This is a genomic window from Corallococcus sp. CA054B (genome assembly GCF_003611625.1).
GTDB lineage: Bacteria > Myxococcota > Myxococcia > Myxococcales > Myxococcaceae > Corallococcus > Corallococcus coralloides.
In genome coordinates, this window is record NZ_RAVY01000265.1 from 1 (window position 1) to 11,032 (window position 11,032).

Sequence of the window (11,032 nt, forward strand, 5' to 3'; positions counted from 1 at the left end):
GGCGGGGGGAGACGCTTGAAGCCGTCGACGTCCAGCCCTGAGCCCGCGCGGCCACCGCCCGTGCGCCGGGTGTTGATGACCGCCGACACGGTGGGCGGCGTCTGGTCCTACGCGCTGGAGCTGTGCCGCCAGCTCTGCTCCCGCGGCGTGGGCGTGGAGCTGGCCACGATGGGCGCGCCCCTGTCCCCGGCTCAGTGGCGGGAGGCCCGAGCGCTGCCCGGGCTCACGGTGCACGAGAGCACCTGGGGGCTGGAGTGGATGGACGCGCCCTGGGACGACGTGCGCGCCGCTGGCGAGTGGCTGCTGGAGCTGGAGGCCCGGCTGTCGCCGGAGGTCGTGCACCTCAACGGCTACTGCCATGGCGCATGGCCCTTCCGCGCGCCGGTCCTGGTGGTGGCGCACTCGTGCGTCCTCTCCTGGTGGGAGGCGGTGAAGCACGAGCCCGCGCCGGCCCGCTACGCGCGCTATCGCGACGAGGTGGCGAAGGGACTCCACGCGGCCTCCGTCGTGGTGGCGCCCACGCGGGCCATGCTCGAGGCCATCCGGCGGCACTACGGCGTGCTTCCCCCTTCGCGCGCGAGCGGTCACAAGGACGTCGCGTCCCCTCAGGTCGACGGCGCTTCCCGGTGCACTGGTGCGTTTCCTTCCGCGCGGGTCATCCCCAACGCGCGGGACGCACAGGACTTCGTGCCCGCCGTGAAGGAGCGCTTCGTGCTCGCGGCGGGACGGCTGTGGGACGAGGCGAAGAACCTGGCCGCGCTGGAGGCCGCCGCGCCACAGCTGCCCTTTCCCGTCTACGTCGCCGGAGACGCCGCGCCCCCCGGAGGCGGCGAGCGCGCCACGACGCGGAGCACCCGGCCCCTGGGGCACCTTCCGCCTCCCGTGCTCGCGGACTGGATGGCGCGCGCGTCCGTGTACGCGCTGCCCGCGCGCTACGAGCCCTTCGGCCTGTCCGCGCTGGAGGCCGCGCTCGCCGGATGCGCGCTGGTGCTGGGGGACATCCCCAGCCTGCGCGAAGTGTGGGGAGACGCCGCGCGCTTCGTGCCGCCGGACGACCCCCGGGCCCTGGCGCGGACCCTGCGCCTGCTCATGAACCCTTCCAGCGAGCGCGAGGCCCTGGCCGCGCGGGGCCGTCAGCGCGCGCTCACCTTCACGCCCGGCCGGATGGCGGAGGCGTACCTGGAGCTCTACGCGGGCCTCGTCCGGCCCGAGCGCCGTGTGTCCTGACGAACCGAGGAGCCTGCCCACCCATGCGTGTCATCCTCTTCTGCCACTCCCTGCTGTCGGACTGGAACCACGGCAACGCCCACTTCCTGCGCGGCGTGGTGACGGAGCTGTCCGCGCGCGGCCACTCCGTGCGCGCGCTGGAACCCGCGGACGCGTGGAGCTTCCAGAACCTCCAGGAGGAGCCCCACGGCATGGCCGTGCTCAACGAAGTCCGCGCCTTCTATCCGCACGTGCGCCCGGAGCGTTACCCGCCCGACGCGCTGGACCTGGAGGCCGTGCTCGACGGCGCGGACCTGGTGCTGGTGCACGAGTGGACCCGGCCGGACCTGGTGCGCCGCATCGGGGAGCACCGCCGCGACGGTGGCCGCTTCCGCCTCCTCTTCCACGACACCCACCACCGGGGCGTGAGCGCGCCCGACGTGATGGCCCGCCAGGACCTGTCCCAGTACGACGGCGTGCTCGCCTTTGGCGACGTGCTCCGGGACCTCTACCTGGAGCGGGGCTGGGCGAAGCGCGCGTGGACCTGGCACGAGGCCGCCGACGTGCGCGTGTTCCACCCGCACCCGCGCAACCGCGAGGTGCGCGACCTGGTCTGGATTGGCAACTGGGGTGACGACGAGCGCACGAAGGAGCTGGAGGCGTTCCTCCTGGAGCCGGTGCACACCCTGGGCCTGACGGCGCGGGTGCACGGCGTGCGCTACCCGGCCCCCGCCCTGCGGGCCCTCTTCGACGCCGGCATCGAGTACGCCGGCTGGCTGCCCAACCACCGCGTGCCGCTGGCCTTCTCCCAGGCGCGCGTCACCGTGCACATCCCCCGGCGGCCCTACGCCACCCAGCTGCCCGGCATCCCCACCATCCGCCCCTTCGAGGCGCTGGCGTGCGGCATTCCGCTGGTGTCCGCCCCCTGGGAGGACACGGAGGGGCTCTTCACCGCGGGGAAGGACTACCTCGTCGCCCGCGACGGCGCCCAGATGCGGCGCCACCTGTCCGCGCTCATCGCGGACCGGGAGATGCGGCACGCCTTCGCGGAGGCCGGCCTGCGCACGGTCCTGTCGCGGCACACCTGCGCGCACCGCGTGGAGGCGCTCCTGGACATCTGCCAGGCGCTGGGGATGCCCCGCGACATGCTCCACCCGCTGTCCTCCGAAAGGGTCCTCGCATGAGCCACGGCCTGCGCATCGCCTTCTTTGGTTCGAGCCTGGTGTCCGCCTACTGGAACGGCGCGGCCACCTACTACCGGGGCCTCATCCGCGCCCTGCACGCGCGCGGTCACCGGGTCACCTTCTACGAACCGGACGCCTACGGCCGGCAGGAGCACCGCGACCTCCAGGACCCGGACTGGGCCCGCGTCGTCGTCTACTCCAACGACCGCGGCTCGCTGGATGAATGCCTGGATGACGCCTTCGGCGCGGACGTGGTGGTGAAGGCCAGCGGCGTGGGCACCTTCGACGCGTACCTGGAGGCGCGGGTGCTGGAGCTGCGCCGCTCCGGCACGCAGGTGGTGTTCTGGGACGTGGACGCGCCCGCCACGCTGGAGCGCGTGGCGAAGGACGCCCATGACCTCTTCCGCCCGCTCATCCCGCGCTATGACGGCATCCTCACGTACGGGGGCGGCGCTCCGGTGGTGAACGCGTACCGCGAGCTGGGCGCGAAGCAGTGCGTGCCCATCTACAACGCGTTGGATCCGGACACGCACCACCCCGTGGCGCCCGAGCCGCGCTTCGCCGGGGACCTGGCCTTCCTGGGCAACCGGCTGCCGGACCGCGAGGCGCGCGTGGAGGCCTTCTTCCTCAGGGCGGCGGAGGCGCTGCCCCGCTCGCGCATGCTCCTGGGGGGCAGCGGCTGGGAGGACCGCGTCGTGCCCGCCAACGTCGTGCGCCTGGGCCACGTCTACACGCAGGACCACAACGCGTTGAACTGCTCGGCGCGCGCGGTGCTCAACATCCACCGCGACAGCATGGCGCGCTTCGGCTTCTCACCGGCCACGCGCGTGTTCGAGGCCGCGGGCGCGGGCGCCTGCCTCATCACCGACGCCTTCGAGGGCGTGGAGCAGTTCCTGGAGCCCGGCCGCGAGGTGCTGGTGGCCCGCTCCGGAGAAGAGGTCGCCGAGCACGTGGCCCGCCTCACCCCGGAGGACGCGCGCCGTCTGGGGCAGGCCGCGCTCCAGCGCGTGATGGCCGAGCACACGTACGCGCACCGCGCGGTGGAGGTGGAGGCGGCGCTGGGCTACCGGGCTCCGGCACGTGGGGGCCAGGCGTGATGGAGCCCCAGCGCATGCGCATCGTCATCCTGGGGCTGTCCATCACCTCCAGCTGGGGCAACGGCCACGCGACCACCTACCGGGCGCTGGTGCGGGAGTTGGTCCGGCGCGGGCACGACGTGCTCTTCCTGGAGCGGGATGTCCCCTGGTACGCCGCGCACCGCGACCCGGGCGGCACCTGGGCCGGACGCACGGAGCTGTACACGGGCCTGGAGGACTTGCGTCAGCGCTTCACCTCCGAGGTCCGAGGGGCCGACCTCGTGGTGGTGGGCTCCTACGTCCCGCAGGGCGTGGACGTGGGCGCGTGGGTGCAGGGCACGGCGAAGGGCATCACGGCGTTCTATGACCTCGACACGCCGGTGACGCTGGCGAAGCTGGCTCGCGGGGACTTCGAGTACCTCGCGCCCCACCTGGTGCCCGGCTACCAGCTCTACCTGTCCTTCACCGGCGGCCCCACGCTCCAGCGCATCGAACGGGAGCTGGGCTCGCCCGCGGCCCGGCCGCTGTACTGCAGCTGCGACCCGGAGCTGTATGGCCCGCGCGCGGGGACGCAGCGCTGGGACCTGGGCTACCTGGGCACGTACAGCGACGACCGGCAGCCGGTGCTGGAGCGGCTGATGCTGGACGCCGCGCGAGGCTGGCCCGAGGGCCGCTTCGTCGTGGCCGGCCCGAGCTACCCCGAAGGCGTGGTGTGGCCGCCCAACGTGGAGCGCGTGCAGCACCTGGCACCGCCGGAGCACGCGGCCTTCTACACCGCCCAGCGCTTCACGCTGAACGTCACCCGCGCGGACATGGTGCGCGCCGGGCACTCGCCGAGCGTGCGCCTGTTCGAGGCGGCCGCGTGCGGCGTGCCCATCATCAGCGACGCGTGGGAGGGGCTGGACACCTTCTTCACGCCGGGCGTCGAAATCCTGGTGTCACACGACGCGCGGGAGACGCTGCGCTACCTGCGCGAGCTGCCGGAGGCGGAGCGCCTGGCGGTGGGGCAGCGGGCCCGGGCGCGGGTCCTCGCCGAGCACACGGCGGCGCACCGCGCGCGGACGCTGGAGCAGTACGCGCGCGAGGCCGCGTCCGGCTGAGCGGCGCGAGGAAGCAGGGGGAGGGGAGCCATGAACATCGCCGTCATCGGGACGGGCTACGTGGGGCTGGTCGCGGGCACGTGCTTCTCTGAATCCGGACACGACGTCACGTGCGTGGACGTGGAGGAGGCGAAGGTGGCCGCGCTCAACCGCGGCGTGCTGCCCCTCTACGAGCCGGGCCTGGAGGAGCTGGTGCGCCGCAACCGCGACGCCGGGCGGCTTCACTTCACCACCGACCTGTCCCTGGCGGTGGGGCGCGCGGCGGTGGTGTTCATCGCCGTGGGGACGCCCATGGCGGAGTCCGGGAGCGCCGACCTCCAGTACGTGCTCGCCGCGGCGGAGCAGGTGGGCCGGGCGCTCCGGCACTACACGGTGGTGGTGGACAAGAGCACCGTGCCGGTGGGCACGGCGGACCGCGTCCGCGAGGTCATCGCGCGCAACACCGTCCACGACTTCGACGTCGTCTCCAACCCGGAGTTCCTCAAGGAGGGCGCCGCGCTGGAGGACTTCCTCAAGCCGGACCGGGTCGTCATCGGCACGGGCTCCGAGCGCGCCCGCCGCGTCATGGGCGAGCTCTACGCGCCGTTCGTGCGCACGGAGAACCCCATCCTGTTCATGGACACGCGCTCCGCGGAGCTGACGAAGTACGCGGCCAACGCGATGCTCGCCACGCGCATCTCCTTCATGAACGACATGGCCGCGCTCTGCGAGCGGGTGGGCGCGGACGCGGACCAGGTGCGCAAGGGCGTGGGCGCGGACAAGCGCATCGGCTACGCGTTCCTGCACCCGGGCATCGGCTACGGCGGCTCCTGCTTCCCCAAGGACGTGCGTGCGCTGATGTCCACCGCGCGGGACGTGGGGCTGAAGCTGGACCTGCTGCGCGCGGTGGAGGCCACCAACGCCCGGCAGAAGAAGAGCCTGCTCACCAAGGCGCTGCGCCACTACGGCGACCTGTCCCGGCACACCTTCGCCGTGTGGGGGCTGGCCTTCAAGCCCAGGACGGACGACATGCGCGAGGCCCCGAGCGTGGACCTCATCGAAGGGCTGCTGGACGCAGGGGCGCGCGTGCAGTGCCATGATCCGGTGGCGGGCGAGGCCGCGCGGCGCTGCTTCTCGGACCGCGTGTCGTATGCCTCCACCTGCTACGACGCGGCGGAGGGCGCCGACGGCCTCTTCCTCGTCACGGAGTGGAGTGAGTTCCGCCATCCGGACCTGTGCCGCCTGAAGTCGCTGATGCGCCGCCCGGTCATCTTCGATGGCCGCAATGTCTTCGACCCGGAGCAGGCCCGCGGCGAGGGCTTCACCTACTTCGGCGTCGGCCGGGGTTGAAACCCGGCACGGCAGGACGCATCGATGGGAGTGCATGGCCTCCCCTCCGCCTCCCAAGCCCTGCGCCGTCTGCGGCCGTGCCATCACCTGGCGCCGCAAGTGGGCGCGCGACTGGGAACAGGTGCGGTACTGCTCGGACGCGTGCCGGGGGAAGCGGACCGGGGCGCGGGATTCCCCGTGGGAGGCGCGCATCCTGGAGCTGCTCTCCCAGCGGGCAGGCGGCGCCACCGTGTGCCCCTCCGAAGTCGCCCGCGCGTCCGGCGACGAGGACTGGCGCGCATTCATGGAGCCCGTGCGCGAGGCGGCGCGCAGGCTCGTCGCTCGTGGCGTGCTGGACATCGTCCAGGGGGGAAGGGTGGTGGACCCGTCCACCGCGCGCGGACCCATCCGGTTGCGCCTGCGGGCCTGACGTCCCGGGATGTGGCGCCCTGCACAGGGCGTCCACGGGCGGTGGAATCGCGCTTGCGCTCACATGGAGGGTCCGGCTACGCGCCGCCTCATGGCCCACGACAAGAAGCCCGCGTTCGACATCATCCTGTGGGGCGCCACGGGATTCACCGGCCGCCTGGTGGCGGAGTACCTGGCTCGCAACCAGGACGCGCACCGCGCGAAGTGGGCCATCGCCGGGCGTGACGAAGGCAAGCTGGAGCAGGTCCGCTCGGAGCTGGTGAAGGTGCGGCCGGAGTTCGCGGACCTGCCGGTGGTGCTCGCGGACGCGAAGGACGCGGCCTCGCTGGACGCGATGGTGGCGCGCACGCGCGTCATCATCTCCACCGTGGGTCCCTACGCCCGCTACGGCAACGAGCTGGTCGCCGCCTGCGTCCGCGCCGGCACGGACTACTGCGACCTGACGGGCGAGGTGCAGTGGATGCGCAAGACCATCGACGCCCACGACGCGCGGGCGCGCGAGACGGGCGCCCGCATCGTGCACACCTGCGGCTTCGACTCCATCCCCTCCGACCTGGGCACGCTGATGGTCCAGGACTACATGCGGGAGAAGCACGGCGGCCACTGCGACCAGGTGCGCTTCCACCTGACGCGCATGCGCGGCGGCTTCAGCGGCGGCACCATCGCCAGCATGATGGACACCCTGGCGGCGGTGAAGGCGGAGCCGTCCCTCAAGAAGGTGCTGACCAGCGCCCACGCGTTGGACCCGGAGCCCTCCCGGGGCACGAAGGAGGAGCGCGACCTGGCCACGGTGAAGAAGAGCCCGGACACGGGCACGTGGACCGCGCCCTTCGTGATGGCCTCCGTCAACACGCGCGTCGTGCGGCGCTCCAACGCGCTCCTGGGCTTCCCGTGGGGCCGCGACTTCTTCTACTCGGAGGTCTCCGACTTCGGCCCCGGGCCCAAGGGGCTGGCGCTCGCCACGGCGACCACCGCGGGGCTGGGCGGCTTCATGGTCCTGTCCAACGTGGACCCCGTGCGGGAGCTCCTGGAGAAGCACGTGCTGCCCGCGCCGGGCGAGGGCCCGTCCGCCACCGTGCGCGAGCGCGGCCTCTTCGAGGTGCGGCTCTACGGCGAGGGGCACTCGCCCAAGAGCGGCCAGCGCGTGAAGGTGGAGGGCAAGGTCGCGTCGAAGGGCGACCCGGGCTACGCGGCCACGGCGCGCATGCTCGCGGAGTCCGCGCTGTGCCTCGCCTTCGACACCATCCCCAAGCGGGGCGGCGTGCTCACCCCCGCGTCCGCCATGGGCATGGTGCTGGTGGAGCGCCTGCGCAAGGCGGGCATGACGTTCGAGGTGCACGACCGCGCCGCGTGAGGGCGTGGCGGGCTCTTTCAGTCGCGCAGGTAGTGGCAGGTGTAGCCGCCGGGGTTCTTCACCAGGTAGTCCTGGTGGTAGCCCTCGGCGGGCACCCACTCGCCGGCGGCGGTGATTTGCGTGACGACGGGCCGGGACCACTTGCCGGCCTTGTCCACGCGGGCCTTCACCGCCTCCGCCGTCCGGCGCTGTTCGTCCGACAGGTAGAAGATGGCGGAGCGGTACTGCGTGCCCACGTCGTTGCCCTGGCGGTTGAGCGTCGTCGGGTCGTGCATGCGGAAGAACCACTGCTCCAGCAGCGCCTCGTACGTCAGCAGCTTCGGGTTGAAGACGATGCGCACGGCCTCCGCGTGCCCCGTCTCCCCGGTGTGCACGTCCTCGTAGGTGGCGCCCTTCTTCGAGCCGCCCGTGTAACCGACCTCCGTGTCGATGACGCCCGGGATCTTCCGGAGGATGTCCTCCATGCCCCAGAAGCACCCGCCCGCCAGATACGCCGTCTCGCGCGTGGCCTCCGAGGGGGCCGCCGCCTTCGCCAGCACCACGGCGCCCGCCGCGGGGGCGAGCGCGCCCTGGGGCTCGGAAGGCGCCGCGCGGCCGAAGGCGGGCAGCCACGCGCCATAGCCCTTCGCGGCCAGCTCGTTCACGGGGACGAAGCGCAGCGACGCGGAGTTGATGCAGTAGCGCAGGCCCGTGGGCTCGGGCCCGTCCTCGAAGACGTGGCCCAGGTGCGAGTCGCCGTCCTTCGAGCGCACCTCCACGCGCTCCATGCCCAGGGTGCTGTCGCGCTTCTCCACCACGTGGGCCTTGTCCAGGGGGCGGGTGAAGCTGGGCCAGCCGGTGCCGGACTCGAACTTGTCGCGCGAGGAGAACAGCGGCTCGCCGCTGACCACGTCGACGTAGAGCCCTTCGTCGTGGTGGTTCCAGTACGCGTTGCGGAAGGGCGGCTCGGTGGCCTCGTGCTGCGTCACCTGGTAGGCCAGGGGGGACAGGGTCCGCTTCAGCTCCGCGTCGGACGGCTTCGTGTACTTGCGGCCGTCCTGCACGGGCGCGGACGCGGTGGCCGCGGGCTTCGCGCCAGGCGGAGCGCCACGCGCCTCGGTGCATGCGCTCAGCGCGGCGGCCAGCACCAGCAAGGCGGGCCACAGCCGGCGTGCTACCGGCCGCGGGGTGGGAGACGGCACTGCACGGGCGGACGACATGGGTCGCGAAGCCTCCGGCGCCGCCGGAAGAAGGGCGCCACCTCTCCTTACGCGCGACACCGGGGGACGGTTACAGCGGGGCCGCGATGACCTGCCGGCCGGGCGGGCCTCCCCGTGGCTCGCCGGAGGGCCGGGCAGTGGCCGGCGGGGGGCCGGAGGCGCTACCGTGCTTCGCGAGGACCGGGAGGGAGCCGATGAGCCGGGCACGCGGACCGCGAGGTCCAATCGGGCGGGTGACGGGCATCTCGCGCGCGGAAGGCGCCAGCGTCATCCTTCGCATCCGGGCCCTCCAGAGCGTGGAGGGCGCCGCGCCGGTGGCGGAGCGCAACGCGCCCCGGCGCTCCTTCGCGGAGGTGATGGAGCGCCACGCGCAGGGGCTGAACACCGCGGAGCCCCTGCCGTTCCCCGTGGCCCCCAAGCCCCTGCCGCCGCCCGTGCGCGGTCACGAGGACGAAGAGCTGATGTCCGCGGAGCCCGCCCCCGACACCTTCGTCGGGCTCATGTGGTCCAAGCTGAAGCGCTCCCGCTGAAGCGCTCCAGGGACGCCGCTACCACCACGTCGCGGCGAGTCCGCCCAGGGACACGTAGTCCTGGCTGGCGGCGTCGTTGGCGGAGTGGGGGTCCGCGGGGACGCTGAGCGTCCGCGTGGCGGTGATGCGGTAGGACAGGCCCACGCTGGAGCGCGGCAGCGGCGCGCTGAAGCGCAGCAGGGCGGTGTCTCCCACGGCCATCGGCCCCACCTCGCACTGGAGCGCGCCGGCGGCCATGAGGCAGTCCGGGGTGCTGGCCTGGAGGCCCGGAGGCAGGGCCACGGTGATGACGGCCCGCTTCAGCGGATCCGGCCCGTGCTGCGTGACGGTGAGCGTGTAGTCGATGCGCGGCACGGACACCCCCGGCCTGGGGACGGCGGTGAGCATCACCTCCACGTCCGCGGAAGCGGCGGCCCGCAGCACGGACACGTCATGGCTCCGGGTGTTGGCGGTGACGACGTCCGGCTTCAGGTCCCCGTCGAGCAGGCCCACCGCGAGCGCCGCGGGGCCTTCGCCGGTGGCCAGGCGCGTGGGCGCGCCGAAGGAGCCGTGGCCCTGGCCGGGCAGGAGGGACACGGTGTCCTCGTTGAAGTTCGCGGTGATGAGGTCCCGCATCCCGTCGCCGTTGAAGTCGCCGGCCGCGACGAAGTACGGACCGCCCTTCACGGGGAAGTCCACGCGCGCGGGGAACGTCCCGGCGCCGGTGCCGCGCAGCACGGACACGCTCTGGCCCCGGAAGTTCGCGGTGACCACGTCCAGCTTCCCGTCGTCATCCACGTCCACCACCGCGACGGAGTAGGGCGCGTTGCCCGTGGGGAAGTCCATGCGCGGCCGGAACGTCCCGTCCCCGTTGCCGAGCAGCACCGACACCGAGTCCACGAAGTTCGCGGTGATCAGGTCCGCCATCCCGTCGTGGTTGATGTCAGCCACCTTCACCGCGAACGGGTTGGTGCCGGTGGGCACGTCCTTCTGGTGCACGAACCGTCCGGAGCCCCGGTTCAGCAGCACCGACACGGAGTCATCGAGCGCGTTGGCCGTCACCACGTCCAGGCGGCCGTCGCCGTCCAGATCGCCCACGTCCACGGCCGAGGGCTCCGCGCCCACGGAGTGGTCGGTCCGCGCGCCGAACGTCCCATCCCCGCGCCCCAGCAGCACGGACACCGTGCCTCCGAAGTGGCTGGTGACCACGTCCAGGTGGCCATCCACGTCGAAGTCTCCCACCGCGATCGCGCCGGGCAACGCGCCCGTGGGCCGCTCCAGGCCGGGCGCGAACGTCCCGTCCCCCAGGCTCCGCAGCACGGACACGGTGCCCGCGGTGTGGTTGGCCGTGATGACGTCCAGGCGCCCGTCCTCGTTGAAGTCACCCAGCGCCACCGCGCGGGGGCCCATCCCCGTGGGAGACGCGCGAGGCGTGTCCAGCAGCGGCCGGGTCGGGCTGGCCGCCATCCGAGGCAGCGCCATGGCGAGCAGCACCGCGACGCTGAACAGCATCAAGCCCGCGTGGGCCATTCGTGGGTGTCTCATGTTCATCCCCCTCTTCATTCACGATTCACGGCCCTGAACCGGCAAGGCCGTATGAACGCGGTTTCCGTGACATCCCCGCGTGGTGTTGAAGAAGTAAGAAGGGGGGCCGGGTGGGGCCATGC

General features: G+C 72.8%; 10 protein-coding genes. 8 read left to right on the forward strand and 2 right to left on the reverse strand.

The genetic code is table 11. The annotated features are described in order from the left end of the window. The 7 genes from D7V80_RS37510 to D7V80_RS37540 form a co-directional block, all read left to right on the forward strand. The coding region (locus D7V80_RS37510) for a glycosyltransferase family 4 protein (RefSeq protein WP_370452605.1) at window positions 1–1,227 on the forward strand (1,227 nt) is incomplete at its 5' end. 23 nt (window positions 1,228–1,250) lie between these two features. Beyond that, on the forward strand, window positions 1,251–2,390 hold the full coding sequence (locus tag D7V80_RS37515) for a glycosyltransferase (RefSeq protein WP_120592635.1): 1,140 nt from the start codon (window positions 1,251–1,253) through the stop codon (window positions 2,388–2,390). Beyond that, a complete protein-coding gene (locus tag D7V80_RS37520; RefSeq protein WP_120592636.1) occupies window positions 2,387–3,487 on the forward strand; it encodes a glycosyltransferase in 1,101 nt (366 codons plus the stop codon). The genes D7V80_RS37515 and D7V80_RS37520 overlap by 4 nt, the downstream gene beginning before the upstream one ends. 14 nt (window positions 3,488–3,501) lie before the next feature. Further along, window positions 3,502–4,566 (forward strand): glycosyltransferase, encoded by a 1,065-nt coding sequence (locus tag D7V80_RS37525; protein ID WP_120592643.1) that lies wholly within the window; start codon window positions 3,502–3,504, stop codon window positions 4,564–4,566. A 30-nt stretch (window positions 4,567–4,596) separates the two neighbouring features. Beyond that, window positions 4,597–5,895 carry a UDP-glucose/GDP-mannose dehydrogenase family protein gene (locus tag D7V80_RS37530; protein WP_120592637.1) on the forward strand — a complete coding sequence of 433 codons (1,299 nt, stop codon included), beginning with the start codon at window positions 4,597–4,599 and terminating at the stop codon, window positions 5,893–5,895. A gap of 34 nt (window positions 5,896–5,929) precedes the next feature. Continuing rightward, window positions 5,930–6,304: a DUF2256 and DUF3253 domain-containing protein gene (locus D7V80_RS37535; protein WP_120592638.1), complete on the forward strand. Its 375-nt coding sequence runs from the start codon at window positions 5,930–5,932 to the stop codon at window positions 6,302–6,304. Between the two features lie 90 nt (window positions 6,305–6,394). Next, window positions 6,395–7,657, forward strand: coding sequence for a trans-acting enoyl reductase family protein (locus D7V80_RS37540; protein ID WP_120592639.1), 1,263 nt, complete (start codon window positions 6,395–6,397; stop codon window positions 7,655–7,657). Window positions 7,658–7,674: 17 nt separating this feature from the next. On the opposite strand, the gene D7V80_RS37545 is transcribed toward D7V80_RS37540, so the two are convergent. After that, entirely contained in the window at window positions 7,675–8,856 is a 1,182-nt protein-coding gene (locus D7V80_RS37545; protein WP_120592640.1) for a bifunctional methionine sulfoxide reductase B/A protein, read from the reverse strand. A 194-nt stretch (window positions 8,857–9,050) separates the two neighbouring features. Here D7V80_RS37545 and D7V80_RS37550 point away from each other — a divergent pair, with 194 nt between their 5' ends. Further along, window positions 9,051–9,386, forward strand: coding sequence for a hypothetical protein (locus D7V80_RS37550; RefSeq protein ID WP_147447345.1), 336 nt, complete (start codon window positions 9,051–9,053; stop codon window positions 9,384–9,386). Between the two features lie 18 nt (window positions 9,387–9,404). Here the strand turns inward: D7V80_RS37550 and D7V80_RS37555 are convergent, their stop codons facing one another. Continuing rightward, a complete protein-coding gene (locus D7V80_RS37555; RefSeq protein ID WP_158616766.1) occupies window positions 9,405–10,910 on the reverse strand; it encodes an FG-GAP-like repeat-containing protein in 1,506 nt (501 codons plus the stop codon). Window positions 10,911–11,032 lie beyond the last annotated feature (122 nt).

Bases quoted from the DNA above. Each gene is read 5' to 3' on its own strand.
- D7V80_RS37515 (WP_120592635.1), top strand. From the start codon at position 1,251: ATGCGTGTCATCCTCTTCTGCCACTCCCTGCTGTCGGACTGGAACCAC.
- D7V80_RS37520 (WP_120592636.1), top strand. From the start codon at position 2,387: ATGAGCCACGGCCTGCGCATCGCCTTCTTTGGTTCGAGCCTGGTGTCC.
- D7V80_RS37525 (WP_120592643.1), top strand. From the start codon at position 3,502: ATGCGCATCGTCATCCTGGGGCTGTCCATCACCTCCAGCTGGGGCAAC.
- D7V80_RS37530 (WP_120592637.1), top strand. From the start codon at position 4,597: ATGAACATCGCCGTCATCGGGACGGGCTACGTGGGGCTGGTCGCGGGC.
- D7V80_RS37535 (WP_120592638.1), top strand. From the start codon at position 5,930: ATGGCCTCCCCTCCGCCTCCCAAGCCCTGCGCCGTCTGCGGCCGTGCC.
- D7V80_RS37540 (WP_120592639.1), top strand. From the start codon at position 6,395: ATGGCCCACGACAAGAAGCCCGCGTTCGACATCATCCTGTGGGGCGCC.
- D7V80_RS37545 (WP_120592640.1), bottom strand. From the start codon at position 8,856: ATGTCGTCCGCCCGTGCAGTGCCGTCTCCCACCCCGCGGCCGGTAGCA.
- D7V80_RS37550 (WP_147447345.1), top strand. From the start codon at position 9,051: ATGAGCCGGGCACGCGGACCGCGAGGTCCAATCGGGCGGGTGACGGGC.
- D7V80_RS37555 (WP_158616766.1), bottom strand. From the start codon at position 10,910: ATGAGACACCCACGAATGGCCCACGCGGGCTTGATGCTGTTCAGCGTC.